Source organism: Pseudoprimorskyibacter insulae (genome assembly GCF_900302505.1).
In the GTDB taxonomy this organism is placed as follows: domain Bacteria; phylum Pseudomonadota; class Alphaproteobacteria; order Rhodobacterales; family Rhodobacteraceae; genus Pseudoprimorskyibacter; species Pseudoprimorskyibacter insulae.
Genome location: NZ_OMOJ01000001.1, coordinates 457,281 through 483,573, shown reverse-complemented (window position 1 = coordinate 483,573; position 26,293 = coordinate 457,281). Strand labels below are relative to the sequence as shown.

The window sequence follows — 26,293 nt, the reverse complement described above, 5'->3', positions numbered from 1 at the left end:
AACCGGCAGAACGTTAGGGAAGACAGATTTTGACGCAGCGTTTCCGTAGGTTACTCTGCGGCAAGCCCTTCGGTGAACTGCAATTTGGCCAAACGCGCATAAAGACCACCTTCCGCGACCAGCGCATCATGCGTGCCTTGGGCGACGATTTCACCGTTTTCCATGACGATGATCCGGTCGGCCTTTTTGACCGTGGCCAGACGGTGCGCCACGATGATGGTGGTGCGGCCCTTGGCAACGGTTTCCACCGCCTGCTGCACCAAGCGTTCGCTTTCGGCATCAAGGGCGGATGTGGCCTCATCCAGCAACAGCACAGGCGCATCACGCAGGATCGCCCGCGCAATGGCGATGCGCTGTTTCTGACCGCCCGACAGCATCACGCCCCGTTCGCCGACATAGGTGTCATAGCCTTCGGGCAGCTTGGTGATGAACTCATGCGCGGCGGCGGCTTGGGCGGCGGCCTCTACCTCGGCATCTGTGGCCTCAGGTCGGCCAAAGCGGATGTTCTCGCGGGCGCTAGCGGCAAAGATCACCGGATCTTGCGGCACCAGCGCGATTTCGCGGCGGAACTGATCGCGGGTCATCGCCGCAAGCGGCATCCCGTCCAAACGCACTTGGCCCGAATTGGGATCATAGAACCGCTGGATCAGCTGAACGATAGTTGTCTTGCCCGCGCCGGACGGGCCGACCAAGGCGATGGTTTCGCCCGGCTGGATCGTCAGGTCGATGCCCGACAGCGCCGGGATATTGGGGCGGGCGGGATAGCTGAAATCCACCTTGTCAAAGGTGATTTCACCGCGCACCGGCTGCGGCACGGGCAAGGGGCTATCGGGGTCACGCACGCTGTCTTGCGCGCCAAGCAATTCGACCAGACGTTCGGTGGCCCCTGCGGCGCGTTGCAATTCGCCGAAAATTTCGGACAGCGCGCCAACGGCACCGGCCACCATGACCGAATAAATCACGAACTGAACCAGAACGCCCGCGCTCATGATGCCTTCGCGCACATCCGATGCGCCAACCCAAAGCACGCCAACCACGCCGCTGAACACTAGGAAAATGACAATCGCCGTCATCATCGCGCGGGTGCGGATGCGCTTGCGGGCGCTGTCATAGCTTTTTTCCGTCACCGCGGCGAAGTCGGCGCGCGAGATGTCTTCGTGGGTGAAGGCCTGAACCGTCTGCACGGACAGCAGCGCCTCAGAGGCATTTCCCGAGGATTCGGCAATCCAGTCTTGGTTTTCACGGCTGAGGCCGCGCAACCGGCGACCCATGACGAAAATCGGCACAATGACCACAGGCACAAGCAACAGAACCAGACCCGTCAGCTTGGCCGAGGTCAGCATCATCAGCACCAGACCACCAAGGAAGATCAGCGCATTGCGCAGGGCGATCGACACGGACGACCCGATCACCGACAGGATCAGCGTTGTATCGGTGGTGATACGGCTGATGACTTCGCCCGTCATGACATTGTCGAAAAAGCTGGGGCTCATCCCGATGACGCGGCCAAAAACGGCCTTTCGGATGTCGGCGACAACACGCTCGCCCAGACGGGTCACAAGCGCGTAGCGCAGCGCCGTCCCCACTGCCAAGAGCGCGGTGATCGCCAAAGCCGCGACAAAGTATTTGTCCAACAACAGCCCGTCTTCGGCATTGAAGTTGTCCACCACCCGGCGCACGGCAATCGGCATGATCAGCGACACGCAGGCCGTCAGGACCAGCGCCACCAGCGCAAGGCCCATCATCGCCTTATACGGGCGCATGAACGGCCAAAGCTGGGCCAGAACGCCAATGCGTTTCGATTTTTCCCGGTCAGCCATTTCTGGCGTCGACGTGGTTCCGCGGGCCATGGCCACTCCTGTTCGCAAGTCTTGCCCTTTTGACATGCTCAGACAGGGCGTCAAGCGATGCATTGCCGCGCCAAGGGATCAACGATTGAGGGATTGGAGCGGGCGGCGGGAATCGAACCCGCGTCATTAGCTTGGAAGGCTAAGGTCTTACCACTACACAACGCCCGCGCAGTGGTGCATTGGGTAAGTCAAAGCCAAATCAGCGTCAAGACCGTTCTGGCACAGGCCGAAGGACAAATCGCCAGACAATACGCGAAAGTTTGGCCGCAATGCAGCAAGTGTCACACGCAGGTTACGTAGATTCGTTCCAAGGTCACCTTTGCGAGCGATTCTTGGCAGATTAGGGCGGATTTCTGCATTGCAGCACGACATTTTCGCCTAAAATCCGCTAAAATTCATGCGTTATGCCACACCTTTGCCGCATTTTGGCAGTCAAGGCCGCATTTTTGCCGCAATCGATCTTTAGATAATGTTCCAATCGTTCGGTGGGGGCCAGCGGTACATTTGGAGCTCGCAATGTTGCGCTTCGTTTTCATGAGTGTCTTTCTACTGACCGCCTCGGCCTTTGGTGCCAGCGCGGCCGAACAAGCTGTTCGCTTTGTCGGCAACGGCTTTTTCCCCCAACAAATTTATGTGCACAACGGTACACAGCTGCATTTCCGGAACAATTACACCTCTAAGGCGCGCATCAATATGGGCGGTGTGGTGTTTGATCTGGATGCAGGCGAAGAACGCACTTTCAACTACGGCCAGTGGAAACCGTCTTCGGGCAATTCGCTGACCTTGAAAGGCGGCATCATCAACGGCGGCAATGTGAACTGGTCCTCGGTGGACACAATCGTACAGGTCGATGTTGGCGCACCGATCTGGGCGAAGAAGAAAAGCAACTAAGCGCTTTACTCCTCGACCTCTTCCAACACCTCTATCAACTCCGGCCCGGTTGCCCGGTTGGAATTCACGTTACGGCTGACGCGATGAAACCGCAGCGCATCTTCTGGTGCCGCTGTCATTAGCTTTGCCGCGCCATGCCCTGCCTCACCCAGCCAGAGCGGCCAATCCTCGGGGCGCAGAATAACCGGCATCCGGTGGTGAATGGTCGACATTGCCTCATTCGCGCCGGTGGTAACCACGGCGCAGGTGCGCATTGCATCCTCCCCCCAGTCCTGCCAAACGCCCGCGAAGGTCAACACCTCGCCCTGCGCAGGCTGGATGTACCATGGCAGGCGATTGCCGTTTTCATCCTTGGTCCATTCATAAAACCCGCTGACCGGGATCAGGCAGCGCCGTTCGCGGCAGGCCGCGCGAAACGCTGGCTTCGTCGCGATGGTTTCGGCCCGCGCGTTGATCAGCAAAGGGCCGTCATTCGGTGCCTTGTACCAATGCGGGATGAACCCCCAGCGCATCGGCGCCAGATGGCGCTGGCCGTCGCGGCTTTGGATCGTGTGGATCTGGGTTGTTGGGCAGACGTTGTAATTGGGCACGACCGGCAAGTCATTGGCCGGTGTCGCCTCAAACAGGCGGGCCATGGCGTCGGTCGGCAGTGTGACGGCGAAGCGACCACACATTCGATCACTCCCGCAAGGCTGTGAACAGCGCCGAATAGGCCTGCGCGATCTCGGCCTCCTCTAGCGCTTGGTCATGGTTCACCGTCAGCACGGCGCAGATTGGCGGGCCATTTTCCGGCCGCGCCCAAGTGGTCAGGTTCAGCACACCGACCTCACTTCCGCCCTTGAACGCGACCGATGCCCAGTCTTGCGCATCGATCACGCCGGGATTGATCTGCATCGCGGGCAGGCCCTGAACCTCGGCCATGATCTGGCACAGGCGGGTTGCGGGCACCTGCCACTCTAGCCCCGGAACAAACGGGCCGATGGACGAAACATGCGGCAAGGGACGCGCGGCGGCTTGATCGGCCAAGGTGCGCCGGGTGGCGGCATCGCCCGCCACATAACCCGCGGCCAGTTCGGTATCGGCCTTCAGCGCGAAGAACTGCCGCGTTGTCAACGCATGGGCCACCCCAAGACGCCGGGCAACCGCATCGGCCCCCACCACATCCATCAGCAGGTCGGTCGCAGTGTTGTCGCTTTGCGAAATCATCAAGGCCGCCGCATGGGCCAGCGTGACGGGCGTGCCATCCGGCAAGTCGCGCATATCACCCGATGGCAGTGATTTATGCCGGTCCCGCAGCGTGACGACATCCGCCCAATCGCGCCCGCCCGCCTGCACCTGCGCCGCCAGTTCGGCCAAAATCGCGATCTTGAAGGCCGAGCCAACGGCCAGCGACCTATCTGAACCTTGTTCCAAGATCACATCACCGCCGCGCATCACCATAAAGGCCACTTCGCCCTTCAGCGCCAACAGCCCATCCCGCGCCTGTTCCAGCGTCACCAAAAGCGCCTGCGGCGGGTCGAAATACAGCCCGATGATTTGCCCCGCTCCATCCAGCGCGATCTGCGCCTTGACCGAATGCGTGGCGCTGCGAATGACATAGCCTTCGCCCGATGGCGTCACATCGGTCACTGGGCCCATCACCTTGGACAGATCCCGCATCAGGCTGCGCACTTGGCCATACGGCACCGCCGCCAAGAAGGACGCCGCGAACCATGATTTGTCTGGACCATTCATCAACCCGGCCAAGCGGTCCTCGGGGGTCATGGCCTTGGCGGGGGCTGAGAAAATCATCGCGCTAACGAAGATGGCTTTTGCGAGCGATTTCAATCTTGGCCTCCAGCATGGACATGTCTTTCAGCAGCGCCGCCCGCCGGGTTCGATCGCCCGTGTCGCGCAATTCGATGCGCAGTTTTTCCAACTCGCGCGAGAGCGAGACAAATTCCGGCACCGCGCCATTGTCCTTTAAGATCCGGTTCAGAACGGCATTTTCGGGATCATCGCATTCGGGCAAGGGCCTACCCGCGCCGGGCAGGTTTTCGAACGCGCCATCGGCCTCGGCGGCTTTGATCCGCGCGTTGATCAGGTCGATAAGGGGATGATCCATGAAAGCCTTGCACTGCTGAAATGCGTTCTTGCTGACCCTATCGCGCGGGGCGCTTTGTTTCACGAAAAAATTAGGCTGGGCGCGACGGAAAGTTCAGGCTGCTGCGTATTACGATCACGCCGCAAATTTTGCGGAAGACGTACAGGGACCAAATTCATGACACTTGCCATGCGCAAATGGGCAACGCCGCTGACCGCGGCCACTTTCATCATCACCGGCGTCACCGGAATCGTTCTGTTCTTTCATTCGGGCGGCATTCTATCGCGCGTTGCGCATGAATGGATCGGCATGGCAATCATGGTGGTCTTTCTGTTCCACATCGCAATCAACTGGCGCCCGTTTCTGGCCTATTTCAAAAAGCCCGTCGGCGCGACGATCATGGTGCTTGGCGTCGTGCTGACAGCGGCCACCTTTGTGCCGTTGGATCAAGCGCAATCGGGCGGCGGGATGAACCCCGGTCGGCTGATCGGCGCACTGCAAAAAGCTCCGATCACCGCGCTGGCCACGATGACCGACAAAACCGCCGACACCATCGTCACTGACCTGCAAGCGGCAGGTTTTGCCAATGCCACCACCGAAACAACGGTGGCCGATCTGACCCAAGGCGACCGGGGCCAGATCATGGCAGTCCTGGGCATTGCCCTGAACTAACCCCCCTCACTCACGGCAACGAAAAGGGCCGCCCCTTGGGGCGGCCCTACGCGTGTCAACCGGTGAAGATCACTTCACGGTGATACGGCCATCTTTGTACGGGGTGTAAGGCGCGTTCGCGGCGATAAACTCGGCGGTCACGTCGGCCAGATCCGGGCCAAAGTCATAGGCATTTTCGGCGTTGACGAACATCTTGAAGCCGTCGCCACCATTGCGCACGTAGTTGTTGGACACAACGCCGTAGGTCTTGGCCAGATCAATCGGCGCACCGCCAACCATCACGTCCGAGATACGCGAGCCAGCAGGCTGCGACGGATCAACGGTGAAGGTCATGCCGGCCACCTGCGGGAAGCGGCCTGCGCCCTCTTCCATCTGGCTGACACCGTTTTCAAGCGCTTCAACCACAACAGCGCCCGAGACCTGGAAGGTCGACAGGGTGTTCTGGAACGGCAGCACGGTCAGCACTTCGCCCATGGTCACGGGGCCTGCGTCGATCGAGGCACGGATACCGCCGCCGTTCTGGATGGCGATCTCGATGCCCTGATCCTTAACACGGTCCAGCATGGCGTCGGCAATCAGGTTGCCCATGGCGCATTCAACGGCGCGGCACTCTTCACGAACGCCAACGATTTCCGATGCGGTTTCGGCCACAACGCGGTTGCGGATTTCTTCCAGCGGGGCGGCAGCTTCGGCGATGCGGGCTTTGGTGCCTTCATCTTCGGCCACGCCGCCATCCATGATCAGCGGCTCACCCACGGCTTCGGTGATGTTGCCTTCGTCGTCGAAGGTCACGTTCAGCTCGCCCAGGAATTTGCCATAGGCATAGGCCGATACGATCGCGGTCGAGCCGACCATCGTCGGGTACGGGCCTTCGGCGTTTTCAGCCGAGTTCGACAGATAGGTGTTCGAGTGACCGCCCACGATCACGTCAACGCCAGTGGTTTCAGCGGCAACGCGCTGGTCAACCTTGTAGCCCGAGTGCGACAGAACGATGATCTTGTTCACGCCTTCGGCGGTCAACTTGTCCACTTCGCCCTGAACGGCCTGAACCGGATCGGTGAAGATGACATTCGGGCCGGGGCTGGCCAGTTCATCGGTGTCTTGCGGGGTCAGGCCGATCAGGCCCAGCTTTTCGCCGCCACGTTCAATGATGGTCGATTTCTGCAGCTTGCCCGCCAGCAGGTCCTCGCCCGAGACATCGGCGTTCGACATCAGAACCGGGAAGCTGACCGCATCCATAAAGCCGCGAAGCACCTCGGGGCCGTCGTCGAATTCGTGGTTGCCAACGGTCATGCCGTCATAGCCAAGCTTGTTCATCATCTCGGCGGCAAGCTTGCCCTTGTAGTAGGTGTAGAACAGCGTGCCTTGGAACTGGTCACCGCCATCCACGAGGATCGAGTTGTTCGACCGCGCGCGCGCCGCTTCAACCGCCGTCACAAGACGGGCCGAGCCACCAAAGCATTTGCCTTCGGTGTTGTCTTCGGCCGAGCAGCCCGAGTCGTATTTCGAGATCGGCTCAAACCGGGCGTGGAAGTCATTGGTGTGCAGGATGGTCAGCGAATAATCGGCGCTGGCAACCCCTGCCGAAAGCGCAAGAGCTGCTGCGCTGGCAAGAAGGCGAACAGACATGAATAAGTCCTCTCTGTCGTGTTGTTATAAATAGTGATGCTGCACTTTGCCGTGAACCGAGTCAAAGCCTGTTGCGCGATATCGCAGCGTCAGGTGACAGTGCCATGACAGGGCCGCATGAATAAGTGGCTGAAGCAGGAGGCATCATGAGGCGTCGCATCACGGCAATTTCGTTAGGAATCGCGGGGCTTTTCGCCATCACGGCCTGCGCCGTTCCCGGACATCACCATTTGATCGCGCCGGGGCTGTCCGGCCTCGGCGAAATTGCGCCGAATGTCTGGACGGACGATCCCCAAACTGCCGAGGCGCAGTTGGCACTGCTGGCCCAAGGGCAGGCCTTGGCGGAAACCCTGTTCGACGACGTGGTGCCGGGCAGTATTGTGCTGTGCACGCAAAGCCCCTGCGCCAAGCAATTCAACCTGTATGTGCCGGGCTTGGCCTTCGAAGATCGGCTGATCGCCTTTGCGCCCGATGGTGTGACGCTGCCGGTTATCACACATGAATTTGTGCATGTGGGGCTACAGCGCCGGATCGGCCCCGCCCCCATCCGCAGCGGGCGCATTCCCGCTTGGTTTAATGAGGGGCTGGCGGTCTGGGTGTCGCCCGATCCGCGCTATATTCGGCCAGCATCCGAACCCCAGGCACTGTGGGTCACTGCCGCCCAGACCCCAAAGGATTGGAAAGCCATGGCCGGGCCTGACAGCTTTGCCGCCCTGTACGGCGCGGCTGGCCGAATGGTCGAGGCGATCGCGGAGGACATCGGACGGGATGGCCTGCTGGCATTGGTTGATGCCGTGGCATCGGGTGCGGCATTTGACGCGGAATTGGCCCGGTTGCGCGGCGATACTTGACCCGCGTGCCAACGCGGGGCAACAAGCGGCTATGCTGATTTACAAGATCCTTCGCGCCGACGAATGGGCGGCGCTGCAATCGTCTGGCGAAACCGCCGGTGCCCCGATCGATGTGTCGGACGGGTTCGTGCATTTCTCCACCGCCGAACAGGTGCGCGAAACCGCGGCCAAGCATTTTGCCGGGGCCGATGGGCTTTTGCTGCTGGCGTTCGACGCCAATGCCTTGGGCGAGGCGCTGAAATGGGAGGTGTCGCGCGGCGGGGCCTTGTTCCCGCATTTGTACGCGCCGCTGCGGCTGGCCGATGTGCTCTGGCACAAGGTGTTGCCGTTCGAAAACGGCGCGCATGAGTTCCCCGATGACCTCTGATCCGATTGGAAACCGTATGATGAAGATCGTTGAACAGATTGGCCTGACGGCCCTGCGCCAGATCGACCCGGAAACAGCCCATGGCTTGGCCCTACTGGCGCTGCGGGCAGGTGCCGCCCCTGCCCCCGGTCTGCTGACCTCGGACCGGTTGCGCACTGAGGTTGCGGGGCTGCGCATGGCGAACCCCGTGGGTCTTGCCGCCGGGTTTGATAAGAACGCGCAGGCGCTGTCGGGCCTGTCGCGGGCTGGGTTTGGCTTCTTTGAGGTCGGCGCCGCAACGCCCCGCCCGCAGCAAGGCAACCCGCGTCCGCGACTGTACCGGCTGACTGAAGACAAGGCTGCGATCAACCGCTTTGGCTTTAACAACCAAGGGATGGAGGCGATTGCCGCCCGTCTGGCAGACCGCCCGCGTGATGCGGTGATTGGCCTGAACCTTGGGGCCAACAAAGACAGCGAAGACCGCGCCGCCGATTTCGCAACCGTGCTGACCCATTGCGGCAAGCACTTGGATTTCGCGACGGTCAACGTCAGCTCGCCCAACACCGAAAAGCTGCGCGATTTGCAGGGCAAGGATGCGCTGGCGTCGCTGCTGGCCGGGGTGATCGAGGCGCGGGACGGTCTGGGCCGCCCCCTGCCCGTGTTCCTGAAAATCGCGCCAGATCTGGACGAAGCCGGGCTGAAGGATATTGCCGAAGTGGCCATGGCGTCGGGCGTGGCCGGTGTGATTGCCACCAACACGACGCTGGGCCGCGACGGGCTGATATCGCATCACAAATCGCAAGGCGGCGGCCTTTCGGGACAGCCATTGTTCGAAAAATCGACCCGCGTTCTGGCGCGGCTGTCGGTGCTGACCGAGGGCAAGCTGCCTTTGATCGGCGTGGGCGGCGTTGGCTCGGCCGAGCAAGCCTATGCCAAGATCCTTGCCGGAGCCTCGGCTGTGCAGCTGTATACGGCGCTGGTTTATGGCGGGCTGAGCCTCGTGCAAGAGATCGTTGAAGGGCTGGACGCGCTGCTGGCGCGGGACGGGTTTGCCAATGTCGCCGAAGCGGTTGGCAGCAAACGCGAGGCATGGGCATGATCACGATCTGGCACAACCCGCGCTGTTCGAAATCGCGCGAAGCCTTGGCGATTTTGCAGGACGCGGGCGTGGATATCACCGAGCGGCGCTATCTAGAGGATGCGCCGTCCTTGGAAGAGTTGAAGGCCGCGCGGGAGGCCTTGGGCATCCCTGTGATCGAGATGGTCCGCGTGAAAGAGGCGTTGTTCAAGGTACTGGGCCTGAGCCGGGACATGGGCGATGACGCGCTGCTGAAGGCATTGGCGGCGAACCCGAAGCTGATTGAACGGCCTGTGGTCTTTACCGCCGAAGGCGCGGTGATTGGCCGCCCGCCCGAGCGCGTGCGCGATATTCTTTGACCACCTGATCCAGCGGCGCGCGGCGCTGCCACGCCCATTGGAAGCTTGCGCCGCAGGGGCGCAAGCGGTGTGGGGCTCTGCCCCGGCTGCTGCGCAGCCTCCCCGGGATATTTTTAGTCAGAAAAGGCAGGGGCGTTTTTGGCCGCCGCCCGTTCCAATGCGGGATAGCGCAGGCCAAGCGTGACGCCGCGCACTGCGAAGCTGATGAGCAAGGCGGCCCAGAGGCCGTGATTGCCGAATGCTGGCAGCAGGATCAGCAGGGCGATGACGTAGATGACCGTGCTGATGGCCATCATATTGCGCATATCGGCACTGCGGGTCGCGCCGATAAAGATCCCGTCCAGCATCCATGGGGCCGCGCCGATAATGGGCGCTGCGATCATATACGGCAGGTAGTGACGGGCTTCGGCCTGCACTTCGGGGACATCGGCCATGATGTCGATCAACGCGGGCCCGATCAGGGCAAAGGTGATGGCCATGAGGGCGCCTGTGGTCAGGCTCCAGATACCTGTGAGTTTGACCGTGCGGCGCAGCGCAGGCACCGCGCCTGCGCCAAAGCTGCGGCCCACCAGCGCTTCGGCGGCGAAGGCAAAACCGTCCATCGCGTAAGCGGTGATGCTAAGGAATTGCATCAGCACCTGATTGGACGCCAGCGTGACATCGCCAAAATCCGCCGCCAGAAACAGGAATGAGACGAACATCGCCTGAAGCAGAAGCGAGCGGATCAGGATGTCGGTGTTGACCCGCGCCATGGTGATCAGGCGCGCACGGTCCAGCACCCGTGCCCAGTTGCGCCAGTCCGGTACGCTGAAGGCCTCTCGGCAGAGGTAAAGGCCCATGGCCAGACCCGTCAGTTCGGCAATGGCCGTGGCGATTGCGACGCCCTCGACACCCCAACCCAGCCCCAGCACGAAAAGCAGGTCCAGGCCGATGTTCAGCAGGTTCATCGTGATCTGAATTGCCAGCACCGCGCGGGTGCGTTCCAAGGCGATCAGCCAGCCGGTGATACCATAGAGCGCAATCGCGGCGGGGGCGGTCCAGATGCGGATGCTCATGTAATCGCGCGCCAGCGCTTCGACCTCGGGCGTGGCGGGCGAGATCAGAAAGGCCCCGGCAAAAATCGGCACTTGCAGCAGGATGTAGATCAGCCCGCCGATGCCGCCGATCAGCAGCACCCGGGTCAGGATAGCGACGACCTCAGGATCATCGCCGCGCCCTGCGGCCTGCGCCGTCAGACCGGCGGTGCCCATACGCAGAAAGCCGTAGATCCAGTAGATCGAGGTCAGGATTATCGCGCCGATGCCGACGGCACCGATTGGCGCTGCCTCGCCCAATTGGCCGACAACCCCGGTGTCGACCGCGCCGAGGATCGGGACAGTGGCATTCGACAGGACGATTGGCGCTGCGATGGTCAGCACCCGGCGATGCGTGATCGCCTTAGTCATCGCGCCTGGGCATAAGGAAATGCGCTTGGGCTTGGGCGATGGGGCGGTCGCGGTTGTCTTGCCATGCCTCGACCTGAACGCTGGCATAGCGGCGGCCAGAACGGGTGATGCGAGCGCGGGCATAGGCATCGCGCGGCAGTCCCGAGCGTAGGTAATCCACGGTGAAATTGATCGTCTTGGGCAGGCGCGGCAGATCGCCGGCCTCCAGCGCCTCAAGGTTGAGGGCGCCGGATTCGACCTCTTCCCAGATCAGCGACCAGCTGAGGCAGATGATGCCCGTGACCTCAAGAAAAGCCGCAGTCACGCCACCATGAATGGCAGGCAGGAACGGGTTGCCGATCAGCTTTTCGTCAAACCCCAGAATCGCCGTTAGCTCATCGCCGCGGCGTTCGAAGGTGATGCCAAGGAACTGGATGTAGGGGACGCCATCGACCAAGGCGCGCAGGGCTGCATCGCGGCGCTGTTTGACGACCTGGACGGGTTCGGGGGCTGGTCTTGCCATGTCTTATCCCTCAACCGTGAAGGTGCCGGTGCCGGTGGCCACGGGGTTTTCGCGATCATCGTCAAAGGCAACCGCGTGCACGAAGGCGACCGAGCGCGTCACGTGATGGCAGGTTGCGCGGGCCGTGATGGCCTGACCGGGGGTGGCGGCGCGCATATAATCGATGCGCAGGTCAATCGTCGCGGTCCCTGCGGGCGAGGCAGGATGGCTCATGACCGATGCGCCGCTGGTTGTGTCCATCAGGGTCGACACCGCGCCGCCGTGAATCACGCCGGATTTTGGATCGCCCACAAGACGCGGGTCATAGGGCATGGTGATTTCCGCGATGCCATCGCCGATTTCGGTGATGGACATGCCCAGCGCCTTGGCATGCGGGATCAATTCGATGAACTGGCGGGCGATGCGCGCTTTGTCTGCGGTCATGGGAACCTCATATCTTGAGATATTTATGCGCTGGTTCGCCTCAGAACCGCAACCGCCCTGTTGCCCACCCGTCAACTTGGTTTTAGGTTCTCGGACAAGGAGAATGAGACACATGACGGACACCGGCCAAAAACTGACCTTCAAGGAAATGTGCGCCAAGTTCGACGTGACGCCTCGGACTCTTCGGTATTACGAGTATATCGAGTTGCTTCAGCCCGAACGGGATGGCCGCGCACGGTTTTACGGCCCGCGCGAATGTGCCCGCATGACGCTGATCCTGCGGGGGCGTAAGTTCGGCTTCCAACTCGAAGAAATTCGGCAATGGCTTTTGATCTATGAGAACGAAGGCACCGAAGCTCAGATGAAGGCATGGGTCAAAATGGCAGATCGCCAATTGGCCGAGCTGGCCGACCAGCGTCGTCAGATCGACGAGGCCATGGCTGAGCTTCAGACATTGCGCGACGATACGGCTGATTCCCTCGCATCCAAGTAAGGGCTCAACCCTAGGTAAGGTATACCGTACTCTGGTCCAATCACGCTTCCAAAGCGCTTAGAAAGAAAATTGCGAGGGATGCGGCTTTACGTTGCTTGATCTTACGTCAATCTGAATGTGACGCAGCGTCTAAGTTACGTAAACGTAAATTCCCATTGTAAGGATGAGGCCAGATCGACAGTTCTGCCCCACATTCTTCATAGGACAAGGGGCTACATGCCATGACGGAAGACAGATTAATGACAATTCGCGAGATGTGCGATGTGTTCGATGTGACACCCCGTACATTGCGCTTTTACGAGAGCAAAGAGCTGCTGTTCCCCATTCGCGAAGGCCAAAAGCGGCTGTTCACGAAACGGGACCGGGCCCGTTTGAAGCTGATCCTGCGGGGTAAGCGGTTCGGCTTTAGCCTGGAAGAAATTCGTCAGCTTCTGGACCTCTATCATATGGGCGACCAACAGCAGACCCAGCTGCGCCGCACCTATGAAATCGCGCAGGACCGTCTGTCAGATATGGAAAAGCAACGCGATGAGCTGAACGCAGCCATCGACGAGCTGAAAGAACAGATGAAGTGGGGTGAAAAGATGATCACCTCATTGACGCAACCACAGCGGGCCGCAGAGTAAGTCGCGGCCTCGCACAGAGGAGCACAGCATATGCCCAGCTACACCGCCCCCACGAAGGACATGCAATTCGTTCTTCATGACGTTCTCAAAGCCAGCCAGGCGCAAGTGCCGGGCTATGATGAACTGGACGAAAGCTTTACCGCCGCCGTTCTGGAAGAAGCGGGCAAGCTGGCCTCAGATGTACTTTTCCCCCTCAACGCGGTGGGTGACACCGAAGGGTGTCACTTTGAAAACGGCGTGGTCCGCACCCCCAAGGGCTTCAAGGAAGCCTTTGAACTGGTCAAGGAAGGCGGCTGGACCGCGCTGGACTGTGATCCCGAATACGGTGGCCAGGGCCTGCCGTACTTGATGGCGATTGCCATCAGCGAAATTCTGGCCTCCTCCAATATGGCCTTCAACATGTATCAGGGCCTGACCCATGGTGCCTATTCGGCGATCCATGCGCATGGCTCGGATGAACAGAAGGCCAAATACCTGCCCAATATGGTGTCGTGCCAGTGGACCGGCACCATGAACCTGACTGAACCGCATTGTGGCACCGATCTGGGCTTGATGCGCACCAAGGCCGTCCCGCAGGCGGACGGGTCGTACAAGATCACCGGGCAGAAGATTTTCATCTCGGCGGGCGATCATGACCTGTCGGAAAACGTGATCCATCTGGTGCTGGCCAAAATCCCCGGTGGCCCCGATGGCATCAAGGGCGTGTCGCTGTTCATCGTGCCCAAGTTCATGGTGAATGAAGACGGCAGCCTTGGCGACCGCAACGGTGTGTCCGTCGGCAAGATCGAAGAGAAAATGGGCATTCACGGCAATGCCACCTGCGTCATGAACTATGACGAGGCGACCGGATATCTGCTGGGCGAGGCCCACAAAGGCATGCGCGCCATGTTCACCATGATGAACGAAGCGCGTCTGGGCGTTGGTCTTCAGGGCTATTCGCAGGCCGAACTGGCCTATCAGAACGCCTTGGCCTATGCCAAAGACCGCCTTCAGGGCCGCGATGTCACCGGCGTCAAAAACCCCGAAGGCCCGGCCGATCCCCTGATCGTGCACCCCGACATTCGCCGCAACCTGATGGACCAGAAAAGCTTTGTCGAAGGGGCGCGGGCCTTCACCCTATGGGGCGCGCATCTGATCGACCAAGCGCATCTGAACGATGACAAAGCCGCCGACGGTCTGGTGTCGCTGCTGACCCCGGTTATCAAAGGCTTCCTGACCGACAAGGGCTTTGAAATGGCCATTCAGGCCCAGCAGATCTATGGTGGCCACGGCTACATCGAAGAATGGGGCATGTCGCAATATGCCCGCGATGCCCGGATCACCATGATCTATGAAGGCGCCAACGGCGTTCAGGCGCTGGATCTGGTGGGCCGCAAGCTGGCCCAGGACGGCGGTAAGCACGTCATGGCCTTCTTCTCGCTGGTGACGGACTTCATCAAGGAAACCAAAGGCCGGTCTGAGACGTTCGACGCGCAGTTCCGCGAACCGCTGAAAGCGGCCTCCAAGGATCTGCAAGCCGCGGGCATGTTCTTTATGCAGAACGGTATGAAGAACCCCAATGCCGCGCTGTCGGGCAGCTATGATTTCATGCACATGTTTGGCCATGTCTGCCTTGGCCTGATGTGGGCCAAGATGGCCGTCGCTGCCGAAGACGCGCTGAAAAACGGCGCCTCTGACGCAGCGTTCTATGAGACCAAGCTGAAAACCGGCGCTTACTATATGGCACGTCAGCTTCCGGCCACAAAAACGCATCTGGCCCGCATCGAAAGCGGAGCCGATCCGGTGATGTCGCTGGACGCCGACCAGTTTTAAGGGGACGGTGGGCACATGCCCACCCAACCTGATCTGATCGGAGGAGCCCCGTGCCCAAACGCTTTCGCCTGACCCGGCGCGTCAATCTCGGCATGACCGAGGAAGCCTATCGCCGCCTGCGCAGCTTCGCGCAGGAGGCCGGGCTGGATGAAGGCGAGGCCCTGAGCTTTCTCTTTGAGAACTGGTCCAGTGTGACCAATGAGGACAGCCTGAGCCACCGGCTGAGGCTTTTCAACGCTGAGCTTGAGGCGCGCAAACGCTGACGGCGCAACGGGACGGGAGGCCCTATGCGATCCACATGGATGACCGACGAGCATCAGATGCTCGCCGAGATGACCGCCAAATTCATCAACGATGAATGGGCACCGAAATTCGACAAATGGCGCAGCCAAGGCCAGATGGACCGCGAGACATGGCAAGAGTCCGGCGCGCTTGGCCTGCTGTGTCCGTCTATCCCCGAGGAATACGGCGGTGTGGGCGGCGATTTCGGCCACGAAGCCGTGATCTTGATGGAGGCCAGCCGCGCCAATCTGGCCAGTTGGGGCCAAGGCATTCATTCCGGCATCGTATCCCACTACGTGCTGGCCTATGGCACCGAAGAACAAAAACAGCGCTGGCTGCCCAAGATGATCTCGGGCGAGTTGGTTGGCGCATTGGCGATGACCGAACCTTCGGGCGGATCGGACGTGCAGGCGATCAAGACCCGCGCGATCAAGGACGGCAACGCCTATCGCCTGACTGGCCAAAAGACCTTTATCACCAACGGCCAGCACGCCAACCTGATCATCGTGGCCGCCAAGACCGACCCGTCGCTCGGCTCCAAAGGCACTTCGCTGATCGTGGTGGAAACCGACGAGGCCGAGGGTTTCCAGCGCGGCCGCAACCTGGACAAAATCGGCATGCACGCGGCGGATACGTCCGAGCTGTTCTTCGACAATGTCGAGATCCCGCCGGAAAACCTGCTGGGCGGCGAAGAGGGTCAAGGCTTCTATCAGATGATGAAGCAATTGCCGCAAGAGCGCCTGATCATCGGCTGCGGCGCGGTCGGCGCGATGCAAGGGGCGGTGGAACGCACCATCGCCTATTGCAAGGAACGCCAAGCCTTTGGCGGTCCGCTGACCCAGTTCCAGAACACGCGCTTCAAACTGGCCGAGTGCAAAACCAAGCTGACCATCGCCCGTGCCTTCCTTGACGAATGCATTACCGAACATCTGCGCGGTGAACTGACGGTCGAAAAGGCGGCGATGTGCAAATACTGGCTGTCGGACACCCAAGGCGAAGTGCTGGACGAGTGCCTGCAACTGCACGGCGGCTATGGGTTCATGCAGGAATACGCGGTGGCCGAAATGTGGACCGACGCCCGCGTGCAGCGGATCTACGGCGGCACGAACGAGATCATGAAGGAACTGATCGCCCGCAATCTTTAATCTGCAAACGGCGCCCCCGGCGGCGCCGTTGTTTTTGCGTATTTGAGAAAGAGAAGAAGCAGGGGACGGTCCGCCCCGCCATCCGGCCCGACCTGAGTTGACCCATCGAGGCGGGACGGCGAGGCTTCTCCTCTTACGGCCATCGGCGCGCCCGCCTGTACCGCAGTTCAAAACTGGACCGCTAAAGTTAATGTCAGGTGAATCGAGAAGCGCGTCCCTTGCTTCTTCTCTTCAAAAATACGCACTCTACCCCCTAAACAATCAGCCTTTCGGGAGACGGCTCATGACCATCAAACTGCATTGCTTTGGCGAAAGCGGACACAGCTACAAGGCGGCGCTGGCGCTGCAATTCTCTGGCCTTGAGTGGGAGCCGGTGTTTGTCGACTTCTTCAACGGCCAGACCCGCTCGCCGGAATACCGCGCCGAGGTGAACGAAATGGGCGAAGCGCCTGTGATGATCGACGGCGATGTGAAGCTTTCGCAGTCCGGCGTGATCCAGCAATATATCAGCGACAAGACCGGCAAGCACGGCGGCACGAGCCCCGAGGAAAAGCTAGAGGTTTTGCGCTGGGTTCTGTGGGACAATCACAAGCTGTCGTCAATGGCAGGGATGACCCGTTTCCTGATGAACTTCATCCCCGAGGATAAGCGCCCGCAAGAAGTGATTGCCTTTAACCAAGGGCGGCTCAAATCGGCGTATCAGGTGCTCGACAATCACTTGAAGGGCCGAGACTGGATCGTGGGCGACGGGCTGACCAATGCCGACATGACCTGCTGCGGATACCTCTATCACCCCGAGCCCTTTGGTTTTGACCGCGCCGATTGGCCGAACATCGACCGCTGGCTTGGCAATGTCAGCGCCCTGCCCGGCTGGAAGGCCCCGTATGACCTGATGCCGGGCAATCCGTCGGATCGGGCCTAAGCAGGCAGGCGGCGTTTCGTGACGCTACGGAGTTTACGTAAAACGCCGCCACGTCACCCTTGCGTGACTCAGCGATGATGCCCCACCTGTAGGGCAACCCATTCGATCCGACGAAGGACATACCATGACCGAAGCCTTTATCTATGACGCCGTGCGCACGCCGCGCGGCAAGGGGCGCAAGGACGGCGCGCTGCACGAAGTGACCAGTGTGCGCCTGTCTTCGCAGATCCTGAACGCCTTGAAATCGCGCAACGATCTGACCGGCCACGCCGTGGAAGACGTGATCTGGGGCAATGTCACGCAGGTCATGGAACAGGGTGGTTGCCTTGCGCGCACTGCGGTTCTGGCCTCGGATCTGGATCAGTCGATCCCCGGTCTGGCGATCAACCGGTTCTGCGCATCCGGCATGGAGGCGGTGAACCTTGCCGCCAACCAAGTGAAGGGCGGCGCGGGCATGGCCTATATCGCCGGCGGGGTTGAGATGATGGGCCGCGTGGCCATGGGCAGCGATGGTGCGGCAATCGCCGTGGACCCCAGCGTTGCGATGGAGACCTATTTCGTCCCGCAGGGTATTTCGGCGGACCTGATTGCCACCGAATACGGCTTCACCCGCGATGACGCCGACGCGCTGGCCGTTGAATCGCAGCGCCGCGCGGCTGAGGCCTGGGCCGACAAGCGCTTTGCCAAGTCGATTGTGCCTGTGACGGATCAGAACGGACTGCTGATCCTTGACCACGACGAATACATGCGCCCCGGCACCGATATGCAGGCGCTTGGTAGCCTCAAGGCCAGCTTCAAGGACATGGGCGAAGTGATGCCCGGTTTCGATGCCGTCGCCTTGATGAAATACCCCCATCTTGAGCGGATCAACCACATCCACCACGCGGGCAACAGCTCGGGTATCGTGGATGGCGCCGCGGGCGTTTTGATCGGCAACAAGGAATTTGGCGAACAATACGGCCTCAAGCCCCGCGCCCGCATTCGCGCGACCGCCAAGATCGGCACCGATCCGACGATCATGCTGACCGGCCCTGTGCCCGTCACCGAAAAGATCCTGAAGGACAGCGGCATGTCGATCAGCGACATCGACCTGTTCGAAGTGAACGAAGCCTTCGCCTCGGTCGTGCTGCGTTTCATGCAGGCCTTCGATGTGGATGCCAGCAAGGTCAACGTCAACGGCGGTTCCATCGCGATGGGCCACCCGCTGGGCGCGACCGGCGCGATCATCATCGGCACCCTGCTGGACGAGCTGGAGCGCAGCGGCAAAGGCACTGGCCTTGCCACGCTGTGCATTGCGTCCGGCATGGGCGCGGCCACCATCATCGAACGCATCTGATCCTGAGCGGAGATTGAACCAATGACCGATTTCACCATGATCAAAGGCGACGACGGCGTTGCCGTTATCACTTGGGATATTGCTGGCAAGTCGATGAACGTGCTGAGCCTTGAAGGCCTGGCCGAGATTGACGCGCTGATTGACGATGCGCTGGCCGATGAGGCCGTGAAGGGCATTGTCATCACCAGCGGAAAAGACAGCTTTGCCGGCGGGATGGACCTGAACGTCATCGCCAAGATGAAGGACATGGCGGGCGACAACCCGGCCCAAGGGCTGTTCGATGGCATCATGCGGATGCATGGCGTGCTGCGCAAAATCGAACTGGCGGGCATGGACCCCAAGACCAAGAAAGGCGGCAAGCCGATTGCCGCCGCCCTGCCCGGCACCGCGCTTGGCATCGGGCTGGAACTTCCACTGTCGACCCATCGCATTTTCGCGGCCGACAATCCCAAGGCCAAGATCGGCCTGCCGGAAATCATGGTCGGTATCTTCCCCGGCGCAGGCGGCACCACCCGGCTGACGCGCAAGCTGGGCGCGATGACCGCATCGCCCTTCCTGCTGGAAGGCAAGATGAGCGAGCCTAAGAAGGCCAAGATGGCGGGCATCATCGACGAAGTTGTCGAAGATCCGCTGACCGCCGCCAAGGATTGGGTGCTGAACGCCAAAGACGCCGATCTGGTGAAACCGTGGGATGCCAAGGGCTATAAGATGCCCGGCGGCGCGCCCTATCACCCGGCGGGGTTCATGACCTTTGTCGGCGCCTCGGCCATGGTCAACGGCAAGACCAAGGGCGTGTATCCGGCGGCCAAGGCGATGCTGTCGGCGGTCTACGAAGGCGCGATGGTCGATTTCGACACCGCGCTCAAGATCGAAGCGCGCTGGTTTACCAATGTTCTGATGAACCCGTCCTCGGGCGCGATGATCCGTTCGCTCTTCATCAACAAAGAGGCGCTGGAGAAAGGCGCAAACCGCCCCGACGTGCCCGATCAGCGCGTCAAAAAGGTTGGTGTCCTGGGCGCAGGCATGATGGGCGCAGGCATTGCGCTGGTCTCGGCGCAGGCAGGCATGCAGGTTGTGCTGATCGACCAAAAACAGGAAGCGGCAGATCGCGGCAAAGCCTACGCTGAGGCCTACATGGACAAGGGCATTGCCCGCAAGAAAGCCACGCCTGAAAAGAAAGAGCAAATCCTCAGCCTGATCACGGCCACCACCGATTACGCAGCTTTGGCCGATGCCGATCTGATCATCGAAGCGGTGTTCGAAGATCCAAAGGTCAAAGCCGAGGTGACAGCAGCGGTTGAGGCGGTGATCCCCGAGGATTGCATCTTTGCCTCGAACACCTCGACCCTGCCGATCTCGATGCTCGCCAAGGCCAGCAAACGGCCCGAGCAGTTCATCGGCATCCACTTCTTCTCGCCGGTGGAACGGATGGCTCTGGTTGAGATCATCAAGGGCAAGCAGACGGGTGACCGCGCGGTGGCCAAAGCGCTCGATTATGTGCGCCAGATCCGCAAAACGCCGATCGTGGTCAATGACGCGCGGTTCTTCTACGCCAACCGCTGCATCATTCCCTACATCAACGAAGGCATCCGCATGGTCGCCGAGGGCATCGCCCCAGCACTGATCGAGAATGCCGCCAAGATGGTCGGAATGCCGCTGGGCCCGCTACAGCTGGTAGATGAAACCTCGATTGATCTGGGCGCCAAGATCGCCCGCGCCACCAAGGCGGGAATGGGCGACGCCTATCCCGACGGCGCGGTGGACGAGGTGATCTTCTGGATGGAAGGCCAAGGCCGACTGGGCCGCAAATCCAATGCGGGTTTCTATGACTATGACGACAAGGGCAAACGCACCGGCCTGTCTGCTGCCGTTGCCGCGCAATACCCGCAAGCCGAAGTTCAGCCCGACCTGATCGAGGTTCAGCACCGCCTGCTGTTCGTGCAATCGCTTGAGGCCGTCCGTGCGCTGGAAGAAGGCGTGCTGGAAGACATCCGCGAAGGCGACGTGGGCGCGATCCTTGGCTGGGGCTTTGCACCGTGGTCCGGCGGCCCGTTCTCGTGGTTGGACATCATCGGCTCGCCCTATGCCGCCGAACGCTGTGACGCGCTGGCCGAAAAGCACGGGGCCCGCTTTGCCTGCCCGCCCCTGCTGCGCGATATGAGCAACAAAAGCCAGAGCTTCTACGGACGCTTCGGCGCAAAGGCCAACGCCGCCTGAACCCAATCGAGGCCCCATTCCGGGGCCTCGACGCCTCCGGCGGGAGTATTTGCCGGAAAGATGAAATGGGGGCCTATCCCTTCATCTTTCTCATAAATACCTCTCGCCGAAGGCCCCGGCCTGCCACAGGCACCACGTCGAGAGTTATTGCGCCACCTCTTCAAGGCGGGCCATGCGATCAATCTGTGGGGCCATGGTGCACCAACGATCCCCTACGGCGACCCAATAGGCATTTCGCGCCTCGGCATGGATAGTGATGCGCCCTGGCTCAGACGTCATGGGGGTGTGCAGGATCATGTTCAGAAACAGCGCCAACGCTTCGGTCGAGATACACATAGGTCCGTCCTTTGGTCAGGATGGCTGTGTCCTCCTCCGCCACAGCGGATAGGGCGATGATGCCGCGCGGATGCGCCGCCTCCAAGGGATTTGACCGCAGCCCTTCAAATTGGGTGATTTGCCCGGCGGGATCGCCCAGATTTTAAGCAGCGTTACCCCTCAAAGCGATAGCCAAACCGCGCGATATCCTCGGCGCAAAGCGTACCCAGATGATCCGCCAAAGCCGCGTCATAGTACCCGCGATAATCCCGCGCGCGTTGCGACCGGTTCTCTTGCCCCAGGTCCAACCCGAAGCCAAGATGGGCTTCAAACGGGGCGATATCTTCGGCCAGATGCTCTAGCCGGATATAGTGGCTGCACCGCTCCACCCCCGTGGCATCGGTCATATAGCGGGCGGCGGGCCAGCCAGACAGCGATGCGCAGGTGTGCGAGTGGCGCAGGAAATCTGCGAAATCCAGCCTCTGCGCCAAGCCCACGGCGGGATGGTCAAAGCTTTGATCTTGCAGCCAATGGTAATAGCTGACGGCCCGGTCCCACGGGTTGCGGACAATCGTGACGTTGAACATCTCGGCAATCTGATCGGAGGTCAGGATACCGTCGATATCGGCCAGGGTGCTGTGCTTCCAAAGCCGACCCTTGGGCGCCAGATGCTTCAGCCGCGCTTTGCGCTTTTGCGCCTTGGGGGTATCGCCGATCAGAATGTCGTCCTTATGCGCGCGCGCCTCAAGCGCCACCGCCATCGAGGTGCCGCCGGTCTTGGGGATATGGACGAATAGAAAGCGGCGGCCGGGCGAGATGATCATGCGATCACTCTACAATGCTTCGCCATGGCCGGGAATGCCCTGTTCAGGGCGATATGTAGCATTACAGGCTTTTCCACTTGGCCCAGTCGCGGCATTATCCGCTGAAATGACCAGGGAGGACCCGATGGGCTGGCTAGCAGACGAAACCGGATTGGAAAAGAACCGCGCGAATTACACACCGCTGACGCCGCTGTCCAAGTTGCGCCGCGCCGCACAGGTCTTTCCCGATCGTGAAGCCGTCGTCTATGGCGCCCACCGCAAGACCTATGCCGAATACTATGACCGCTGCACGCGGCTGGCCTCGGCGCTGGCAAAGCGCGGGATTGCGCCGGGCGACGTGGTGGCGACCCTGCTGCCCAACCTGCCTTGGCACTGCGAGGCGCATTTCGGCGTGCCTGCCAGCGGGGCGATCCTGAATGCGATCAACACACGATTGGATGTGGACACGGTCGCCTATATCTTCGGTCACGGCGGCGCCAAGATTGTTCTTGTCGACACGCAGTTTCTGCCCGTGGCCGAAGCCGCGAAGGAACAGATGGAGGGCGACGGGCCTGAGATCATCGAATGCCCGGACCTGCACGCTGGGTTCTCCGCCTCGGGGCGGCACCAGACCTATGAGGCGCTGCTGGATGAGGGCAATGCCAGCTTTAAATGGATCATGCCCGAGGACGAATGGGAAAGCCTTGCGCTGAACTACACCTCGGGCACCACGGGCAAGCCCAAGGGCGTGGTCTATCACCACCGGGGGGCCTATCTGAATGCGATGGGCCAGATCATCAGCTGGCGCATGGTGCTGCGCCCGGTGTACCTTACCATTGTCCCGCTGTTCCACTGCAACGGCTGGTGCCACACGTGGATGATGCCCGCCGTGGGCGGAACCATTGTCTGTTGTCGCGATATCACCGCCAAGGCGATCTTTGACGCCGTCGCGGATGAGGGCGTGACCCATTGGGGCGGCGCGCCGATCGTGCTGAACATGCTGGTCAACGCCAAGCCCGAGGACCGCCGCGAGTTCAACCACACGGTCGAAGTGTTCACCGCCGGTGCGCCGCCCGCCCCGGCCACCTTGGCGCGGATCGAACCGATGGGGTTTCACATCACGCAAGTGTACGGGCTGACCGAAACATATGGCCCCGGAACTGAGGCGCTGTGGGATCCGGCCAATGACCACCTTCAGGGCGATGATCGTGCATCGGTCAAGGCACGTCAGGGCGTGGCCATGCCGATCTACGAGCATGTCACCGTGATGGATGCCGAAATGGCCGAAGTCCCATGGGACGCCAAATCCCAAGGCGAGATTATGTTCCGCGGCAATGGCGTGATGAAGGGCTATTTCAAGAACCCCGAAGCCTCGGCCGAGGCGTTCAAGGGCGGCTATTTCCACACTGGCGACATCGCTGTGGTACATGATGACAGCCACCTGCAAATCGCGGATCGGGCCAAGGATATCATCATCTCGGGCGGGGAAAACATCAGCTCGGTTGAGGTGGAAAACACGCTGATGGGGCATGAGGCGGTGAACCTTTGTGCGGTGGTCGCCAAGCCGGATGACAAATGGGGCGAGGTGCCTTGCGCTTTTGTCGAATTGAAACCCGATGCCCAAACCACCGAAGAAGAGATGATCGACTTTGCCCGCAGCAAACTGGCCGGGTTCAAGACACCGAAAAAGGTGGTATTCCAAGAGCTTCCGAAAACCTCGACCGGGAAAATCCAGAAGTTCGAACTGCGCAAGATTGCCAAGACGCTTTAAACCCTTGGCAGATTGCCCCGCGCCCGTCTGTCATGTTAGGATCGCTAAAAAAATGAGCAGTCCATCATGACAGCATTGCAGGAATACATCCGACTTGAGGCTGCGGGCCTGTGGCGCGCCTCGCCCGAGGATCAACGCCGCGATGTGATCGTGTCGATTGGCGATGCCAGCCTGACCATCAGCGACACCCGCGACCAAGCCTTGGCCCATTGGTCCTTGGCGGCGATCGCGCGGGCGAACAAAGGCAATTCCCCGGCCATTTACTACCCCGACGGCAGCCCCGGCGAAACGCTGGAGCTGGGCGAGGATGAGCTGGAGATGATCGCGGCCATCGACAAGGTGCGCCGGGTCGTTGAATCGCGCAGGCCCAAACCCGGTCGGCTGCGTCTTTATGTGTTTGGCGGCGTGTCCTCGGTGCTGCTGAGCCTTGGGGTGTTCTGGCTTCCGGGGGCGCTCATGCGCCACACGGTCAAGGTGGTGCCGCCTGCGAAACGCGCCGAAATTGGCGATGCCCTGCTGGGCCGGATCATCCGCGTTTCGGGCCAGCCCTGCAACGACAGCGCCGCGCGGGTGGGCCTGCAACATCTGTCGGAACGCCTGTTGGGCGATGCCAATCTATTGGTCGTGTTGCCCGGCGGCGTGGTGGACACCGCGCACCTGCCCGGCGGGAAAATCCTGCTGAACCGGGCCTTGGTGGAAGACCCCGAAGATCCTGATGTCACCGCCGGGTATATTCTGGCTGAAACCGTCCGGCAAAAGCGCAGCGATCCCTTGGACGACCTGCTGCAACATTCCGGTCTGGTGGCCAGCCTGCGCTTGCTGACCTCTGGGTCCATGCCGGAAAAAAGCTTGCAGAGCTTTGCCGAATGGATGCTGACACAGCCCCCCATTCCCGTGGATGAGACCGCGCTGATCGACGCCTTCCAAAAAGCAGGCGTGCGCAGCCGGCCCTATGCCTATGCGGTGGATGTGACCGGCGAACAGACCCTGGGCTTGATCGAAGCAGACCCGCTGGCATCTTCTGACAGCGGGCCGGTTCTTAGCGATGGGGACTGGGTGCGCCTGCAGGGTATCTGCGGGGCCTAAGCCCCGCATCAGATCAACGAATGAACGCCGCCGAATAGCCGATGCCGCGTGCGTGGGCCAAGGCCCGCTGAAGCGCGGTTTTGTCGGTGTACGGCCCGGCCAGAACGGCCTTCATCGGCTGGCCGTTTTTCTTGAACAACCCGTATTTCACCGGCAGGCCAGCCCCCCGAAGCTGCGCGACGGCGCGGCTTGCTTGGGCCGGATCGGCGAAGGCGCCAATCTGCACATAGCTGGGTTTGATCGCTTGCGACACAGGGGCGGACCGGCTGGAAATGCGCGGTTCCACCTTGGTGACGGTACTGCCCTTGGTCGACAGCGCATAGGTCTGCGTCTGCAAGTCGGTGTAGGGGTAGATCAACTTGGGATAGAGATGCGAGACATCCTTGCCCGTCTGTTTGTTCACCAAACGGCGCGGCACGGTGTTGGTCCAGACCAATTGCGTCTGGGCAATGCCGTTCAGGCTCATGTTGGCGCGGTGTGGGTTCAGGCGATCATCTTCCCAAACCTGACGGTAGCCCGCGGGCGGGGTCACATAGGTGTTGTCGCGCGTTTCATAGACGTGACGCGGCAGAACGCGGGTGGTTCCGGGCACTGAATCGGTCGCGATGTAGCGGCCATACACCTCGCCCTGACGGGTGCTGACGGTTTTGACCTTGTTGGTTCCGGTGGTGGTCACAACGCGCTGACGGCTGTCGCTGACCACGGTCACATGCGGAGTCGTCTGCGGGCCGCAACGGCCAGCGCTGCCATTCCCGGCGTGATACTTGTTCAGGGCGGCATTCGCGCTGCCGCAGGCCCCGGCGATCAGGATCTTGGGGGCGCTGGCGGTCGGCAATTGCGGCGCGGATGCGATCACAGTGCGGGGGGCCACGGCGACCGGCGCAGGAATGGTGCGCACGGTTGGCGCTGCGATCTGAACGGGTGCAGGCGCTGGGGCATAGACGCGCGGCGCGGGGGCCGGGCGGCGAACGGCAACCGGCACAGGGGCCGGATCAGCCGCGACCGGCTTAGGCGCAGCACGCGGCACCAGGATTTCCGGCGCGGCCTGCGCGGTTTGCGCGGGTTTGGCAGCAGGCGCAGTCGTGTCCGGAGCCGAGGCAAAAGTCGGCTGCGCCCCGCAGAACGCCTCGCGGCTGCGGGTTACGCGCGGCACCCATGTGGTGCTGCCATCAATCCCGGCGCGAACAAAGACACAGCCTTTGCTGTCCACGTATTGCTTGCCGGTGAAGCTGGCAGGCGGAAATTCGGCCGGCAAATCCGAGCCGGATTGCGCAAAGACGGGTGCGGCGGAAGTCCCCGCCATCACCGCAAAGATTGCCAAGGCGGCAAAGCGATTTCGTGTCATAGCTGTCCCCA

General features: G+C 61.1%; 27 protein-coding genes and 1 tRNA gene. 16 read left to right on the top strand and 12 right to left on the bottom strand.

All coding sequences use genetic code 11. The features are described 5' to 3' along the window. Positions 1 to 50: 50 nt before the first annotated feature. On the bottom strand, positions 51 to 1,850 hold the full coding sequence (locus PRI8871_RS02550; RefSeq protein WP_108884603.1) for an ABC transporter transmembrane domain-containing protein: 1,800 nt from the start codon (positions 1,848 to 1,850) through the stop codon (positions 51 to 53). A 94-nt stretch (positions 1,851 to 1,944) separates the two neighbouring features. Then, positions 1,945 to 2,018 (bottom strand) — tRNA-Gly (locus tag PRI8871_RS02545). 348 nt (positions 2,019 to 2,366) lie between these two features. Here PRI8871_RS02545 and PRI8871_RS02540 point away from each other — a divergent pair. Beyond that, a complete protein-coding gene (locus PRI8871_RS02540; protein ID WP_108884602.1) occupies positions 2,367 to 2,741 on the top strand; it encodes a hypothetical protein in 375 nt (124 codons plus the stop codon). 5 nt (positions 2,742 to 2,746) lie between these two features. On the opposite strand, the gene PRI8871_RS02535 is transcribed toward PRI8871_RS02540, so the two are convergent. Genes PRI8871_RS02535 through PRI8871_RS02525 form a run of 3 tightly spaced genes read right to left on the bottom strand, consistent with a single transcriptional unit; the run spans position 2,747 to position 4,845 of the window. After that, on the bottom strand, positions 2,747 to 3,415 hold the full coding sequence (locus PRI8871_RS02535) for an SOS response-associated peptidase (RefSeq protein WP_108884601.1): 669 nt from the start codon (positions 3,413 to 3,415) through the stop codon (positions 2,747 to 2,749). 4 nt (positions 3,416 to 3,419) lie between these two features. Next, a complete protein-coding gene (locus PRI8871_RS02530) occupies positions 3,420 to 4,568 on the bottom strand; it encodes a serine hydrolase (protein WP_146188635.1) in 1,149 nt (382 codons plus the stop codon). Further along, a complete protein-coding gene (locus PRI8871_RS02525; protein WP_108884599.1) occupies positions 4,537 to 4,845 on the bottom strand; it encodes a DnaJ family domain-containing protein in 309 nt (102 codons plus the stop codon). The genes PRI8871_RS02530 and PRI8871_RS02525 overlap by 32 nt, the downstream gene beginning before the upstream one ends. A gap of 156 nt (positions 4,846 to 5,001) precedes the next feature. On the opposite strand from PRI8871_RS02525, the gene PRI8871_RS02520 reads away from it, so the two are divergent. Continuing rightward, complete coding sequence (locus PRI8871_RS02520; RefSeq protein WP_108884598.1) at positions 5,002 to 5,496, top strand: DUF4405 domain-containing protein; 495 nt, start codon at positions 5,002 to 5,004, stop codon at positions 5,494 to 5,496. A 69-nt stretch (positions 5,497 to 5,565) separates the two neighbouring features. Here the strand turns inward: PRI8871_RS02520 and PRI8871_RS02515 are convergent, their stop codons facing one another. Continuing rightward, positions 5,566 to 7,125 carry a bifunctional metallophosphatase/5'-nucleotidase gene (locus PRI8871_RS02515; RefSeq protein WP_108884597.1) on the bottom strand — a complete coding sequence of 520 codons (1,560 nt, stop codon included), beginning with the start codon at positions 7,123 to 7,125 and terminating at the stop codon, positions 5,566 to 5,568. Between the two features lie 146 nt (positions 7,126 to 7,271). On the opposite strand from PRI8871_RS02515, the gene PRI8871_RS19495 reads away from it, so the two are divergent. Genes PRI8871_RS19495 through arsC form a run of 4 tightly spaced genes read left to right on the top strand, consistent with a single transcriptional unit; the run spans position 7,272 to position 9,759 of the window. Next, positions 7,272 to 7,976, top strand: a complete 705-nt coding sequence (locus tag PRI8871_RS19495) for a hypothetical protein (protein WP_181389347.1) — start codon at positions 7,272 to 7,274, stop codon at positions 7,974 to 7,976. 31 nt (positions 7,977 to 8,007) lie between these two features. Further along, on the top strand, positions 8,008 to 8,343 hold the full coding sequence (locus tag PRI8871_RS02500) for a DUF952 domain-containing protein (RefSeq protein ID WP_108884594.1): 336 nt from the start codon (positions 8,008 to 8,010) through the stop codon (positions 8,341 to 8,343). Between the two features lie 19 nt (positions 8,344 to 8,362). Continuing rightward, positions 8,363 to 9,421 carry a quinone-dependent dihydroorotate dehydrogenase gene (locus PRI8871_RS02495; RefSeq protein ID WP_108885182.1) on the top strand — a complete coding sequence of 353 codons (1,059 nt, stop codon included), beginning with the start codon at positions 8,363 to 8,365 and terminating at the stop codon, positions 9,419 to 9,421. Next, positions 9,418 to 9,759 carry an arsenate reductase (glutaredoxin) gene (gene arsC / locus PRI8871_RS02490; protein ID WP_108885183.1) on the top strand — a complete coding sequence of 114 codons (342 nt, stop codon included), beginning with the start codon at positions 9,418 to 9,420 and terminating at the stop codon, positions 9,757 to 9,759. Before PRI8871_RS02495 ends, arsC begins: the two co-directional genes overlap by 4 nt. 113 nt (positions 9,760 to 9,872) lie before the next feature. On the opposite strand, the gene PRI8871_RS02485 is transcribed toward arsC, so the two are convergent. Genes PRI8871_RS02485 through PRI8871_RS02475 form a run of 3 tightly spaced genes read right to left on the bottom strand, consistent with a single transcriptional unit; the run spans position 9,873 to position 12,129 of the window. Beyond that, positions 9,873 to 11,204, bottom strand: a complete 1,332-nt coding sequence (locus PRI8871_RS02485) for an MATE family efflux transporter (RefSeq protein WP_108884593.1) — start codon at positions 11,202 to 11,204, stop codon at positions 9,873 to 9,875. Next, on the bottom strand, positions 11,197 to 11,706 hold the full coding sequence (locus PRI8871_RS02480) for a PaaI family thioesterase (RefSeq protein ID WP_108884592.1): 510 nt from the start codon (positions 11,704 to 11,706) through the stop codon (positions 11,197 to 11,199). The genes PRI8871_RS02485 and PRI8871_RS02480 overlap by 8 nt, the downstream gene beginning before the upstream one ends. Positions 11,707 to 11,709: 3 nt before the next feature. Next, a complete protein-coding gene (locus PRI8871_RS02475; protein ID WP_108884591.1) occupies positions 11,710 to 12,129 on the bottom strand; it encodes a PaaI family thioesterase in 420 nt (139 codons plus the stop codon). 112 nt (positions 12,130 to 12,241) lie between these two features. Between PRI8871_RS02475 and PRI8871_RS02470 the strand changes: the two genes are divergently transcribed. From PRI8871_RS02470 to PRI8871_RS02435, 8 genes are all read left to right on the top strand, one after another. Beyond that, the gene (locus PRI8871_RS02470; RefSeq protein WP_108884590.1) at positions 12,242 to 12,622 is read left to right on the top strand and encodes a MerR family transcriptional regulator; all 381 of its coding nucleotides are present in this window, start codon (positions 12,242 to 12,244) and stop codon (positions 12,620 to 12,622) included. Positions 12,623 to 12,843: 221 nt separating this feature from the next. Then, positions 12,844 to 13,248, top strand: coding sequence for a MerR family transcriptional regulator (locus PRI8871_RS02465; RefSeq protein ID WP_108884589.1), 405 nt, complete (start codon positions 12,844 to 12,846; stop codon positions 13,246 to 13,248). Positions 13,249 to 13,278: 30 nt separating this feature from the next. Further along, positions 13,279 to 15,060 carry an acyl-CoA dehydrogenase C-terminal domain-containing protein gene (locus PRI8871_RS02460; protein WP_108884588.1) on the top strand — a complete coding sequence of 594 codons (1,782 nt, stop codon included), beginning with the start codon at positions 13,279 to 13,281 and terminating at the stop codon, positions 15,058 to 15,060. 50 nt (positions 15,061 to 15,110) lie between these two features. Next, positions 15,111 to 15,323 (top strand): hypothetical protein, encoded by a 213-nt coding sequence (locus tag PRI8871_RS02455; RefSeq protein WP_108884587.1) that lies wholly within the window; start codon positions 15,111 to 15,113, stop codon positions 15,321 to 15,323. 24 nt (positions 15,324 to 15,347) lie between these two features. Beyond that, entirely contained in the window at positions 15,348 to 16,487 is a 1,140-nt protein-coding gene (locus tag PRI8871_RS02450) for an acyl-CoA dehydrogenase family protein (RefSeq protein WP_108884586.1), read from the top strand. 283 nt (positions 16,488 to 16,770) lie between these two features. Further along, positions 16,771 to 17,409: a glutathione S-transferase family protein gene (locus PRI8871_RS02445; protein WP_108884585.1), complete on the top strand. Its 639-nt coding sequence runs from the start codon at positions 16,771 to 16,773 to the stop codon at positions 17,407 to 17,409. A 124-nt stretch (positions 17,410 to 17,533) separates the two neighbouring features. Then, entirely contained in the window at positions 17,534 to 18,745 is a 1,212-nt protein-coding gene (locus PRI8871_RS02440; RefSeq protein ID WP_108884584.1) for an acetyl-CoA C-acetyltransferase, read from the top strand. Between the two features lie 21 nt (positions 18,746 to 18,766). Beyond that, complete coding sequence (locus PRI8871_RS02435) at positions 18,767 to 20,962, top strand: 3-hydroxyacyl-CoA dehydrogenase NAD-binding domain-containing protein (protein WP_108884583.1); 2,196 nt, start codon at positions 18,767 to 18,769, stop codon at positions 20,960 to 20,962. A gap of 144 nt (positions 20,963 to 21,106) precedes the next feature. On the opposite strand, the gene PRI8871_RS02430 is transcribed toward PRI8871_RS02435, so the two are convergent. Both PRI8871_RS02430 and PRI8871_RS02425 read right to left on the bottom strand, forming a co-directional pair. After that, the gene (locus PRI8871_RS02430) at positions 21,107 to 21,298 is read right to left on the bottom strand and encodes a hypothetical protein (protein WP_108884582.1); all 192 of its coding nucleotides are present in this window, start codon (positions 21,296 to 21,298) and stop codon (positions 21,107 to 21,109) included. Positions 21,299 to 21,450: 152 nt separating this feature from the next. After that, the gene (locus tag PRI8871_RS02425; protein WP_108884581.1) at positions 21,451 to 22,101 is read right to left on the bottom strand and encodes a sulfotransferase family 2 domain-containing protein; all 651 of its coding nucleotides are present in this window, start codon (positions 22,099 to 22,101) and stop codon (positions 21,451 to 21,453) included. A 124-nt stretch (positions 22,102 to 22,225) separates the two neighbouring features. On the opposite strand from PRI8871_RS02425, the gene PRI8871_RS02420 reads away from it, so the two are divergent. Both PRI8871_RS02420 and PRI8871_RS02415 read left to right on the top strand, forming a co-directional pair. Continuing rightward, positions 22,226 to 23,851 carry an AMP-binding protein gene (locus PRI8871_RS02420; RefSeq protein WP_108884580.1) on the top strand — a complete coding sequence of 542 codons (1,626 nt, stop codon included), beginning with the start codon at positions 22,226 to 22,228 and terminating at the stop codon, positions 23,849 to 23,851. Between the two features lie 66 nt (positions 23,852 to 23,917). Next, positions 23,918 to 24,937 carry a hypothetical protein gene (locus PRI8871_RS02415; RefSeq protein ID WP_108884579.1) on the top strand — a complete coding sequence of 340 codons (1,020 nt, stop codon included), beginning with the start codon at positions 23,918 to 23,920 and terminating at the stop codon, positions 24,935 to 24,937. A gap of 13 nt (positions 24,938 to 24,950) precedes the next feature. Here the strand turns inward: PRI8871_RS02415 and PRI8871_RS02410 are convergent, their stop codons facing one another. Then, complete coding sequence (locus PRI8871_RS02410) at positions 24,951 to 26,282, bottom strand: SPOR domain-containing protein (RefSeq protein ID WP_181389346.1); 1,332 nt, start codon at positions 26,280 to 26,282, stop codon at positions 24,951 to 24,953. Positions 26,283 to 26,293: the final 11 nt, after the last annotated feature.

Bases quoted from the DNA above. Each gene is read 5' to 3' on its own strand.
- PRI8871_RS02470 (WP_108884590.1), top strand. From the start codon at position 12,242: ATGACGGACACCGGCCAAAAACTGACCTTCAAGGAAATGTGCGCCAAG.
- PRI8871_RS02480 (WP_108884592.1), bottom strand. From the start codon at position 11,706: ATGGCAAGACCAGCCCCCGAACCCGTCCAGGTCGTCAAACAGCGCCGC.
- PRI8871_RS02410 (WP_181389346.1), bottom strand. From the start codon at position 26,282: ATGACACGAAATCGCTTTGCCGCCTTGGCAATCTTTGCGGTGATGGCG.
- PRI8871_RS02465 (WP_108884589.1), top strand. From the start codon at position 12,844: ATGACGGAAGACAGATTAATGACAATTCGCGAGATGTGCGATGTGTTC.
- PRI8871_RS02430 (WP_108884582.1), bottom strand. From the start codon at position 21,298: ATGTGTATCTCGACCGAAGCGTTGGCGCTGTTTCTGAACATGATCCTG.
- PRI8871_RS02450 (WP_108884586.1), top strand. From the start codon at position 15,348: ATGCGATCCACATGGATGACCGACGAGCATCAGATGCTCGCCGAGATG.
- PRI8871_RS02535 (WP_108884601.1), bottom strand. From the start codon at position 3,415: ATGTGTGGTCGCTTCGCCGTCACACTGCCGACCGACGCCATGGCCCGC.
- arsC (WP_108885183.1), top strand. From the start codon at position 9,418: ATGATCACGATCTGGCACAACCCGCGCTGTTCGAAATCGCGCGAAGCC.
- PRI8871_RS02520 (WP_108884598.1), top strand. From the start codon at position 5,002: ATGACACTTGCCATGCGCAAATGGGCAACGCCGCTGACCGCGGCCACT.
- PRI8871_RS02445 (WP_108884585.1), top strand. From the start codon at position 16,771: ATGACCATCAAACTGCATTGCTTTGGCGAAAGCGGACACAGCTACAAG.
- PRI8871_RS19495 (WP_181389347.1), top strand. From the start codon at position 7,272: ATGAGGCGTCGCATCACGGCAATTTCGTTAGGAATCGCGGGGCTTTTC.
- PRI8871_RS02440 (WP_108884584.1), top strand. From the start codon at position 17,534: ATGACCGAAGCCTTTATCTATGACGCCGTGCGCACGCCGCGCGGCAAG.
- PRI8871_RS02485 (WP_108884593.1), bottom strand. From the start codon at position 11,204: ATGACTAAGGCGATCACGCATCGCCGGGTGCTGACCATCGCAGCGCCA.
- PRI8871_RS02435 (WP_108884583.1), top strand. From the start codon at position 18,767: ATGACCGATTTCACCATGATCAAAGGCGACGACGGCGTTGCCGTTATC.
- PRI8871_RS02495 (WP_108885182.1), top strand. From the start codon at position 8,363: ATGAAGATCGTTGAACAGATTGGCCTGACGGCCCTGCGCCAGATCGAC.
- PRI8871_RS02420 (WP_108884580.1), top strand. From the start codon at position 22,226: ATGGGCTGGCTAGCAGACGAAACCGGATTGGAAAAGAACCGCGCGAAT.
- PRI8871_RS02540 (WP_108884602.1), top strand. From the start codon at position 2,367: ATGTTGCGCTTCGTTTTCATGAGTGTCTTTCTACTGACCGCCTCGGCC.
- PRI8871_RS02550 (WP_108884603.1), bottom strand. From the start codon at position 1,850: ATGGCCCGCGGAACCACGTCGACGCCAGAAATGGCTGACCGGGAAAAA.
- PRI8871_RS02475 (WP_108884591.1), bottom strand. From the start codon at position 12,129: ATGACCGCAGACAAAGCGCGCATCGCCCGCCAGTTCATCGAATTGATC.
- PRI8871_RS02500 (WP_108884594.1), top strand. From the start codon at position 8,008: ATGCTGATTTACAAGATCCTTCGCGCCGACGAATGGGCGGCGCTGCAA.
- PRI8871_RS02525 (WP_108884599.1), bottom strand. From the start codon at position 4,845: ATGGATCATCCCCTTATCGACCTGATCAACGCGCGGATCAAAGCCGCC.
- PRI8871_RS02415 (WP_108884579.1), top strand. From the start codon at position 23,918: ATGACAGCATTGCAGGAATACATCCGACTTGAGGCTGCGGGCCTGTGG.
- PRI8871_RS02460 (WP_108884588.1), top strand. From the start codon at position 13,279: ATGCCCAGCTACACCGCCCCCACGAAGGACATGCAATTCGTTCTTCAT.
- PRI8871_RS02425 (WP_108884581.1), bottom strand. From the start codon at position 22,101: ATGATCATCTCGCCCGGCCGCCGCTTTCTATTCGTCCATATCCCCAAG.
- PRI8871_RS02515 (WP_108884597.1), bottom strand. From the start codon at position 7,125: ATGTCTGTTCGCCTTCTTGCCAGCGCAGCAGCTCTTGCGCTTTCGGCA.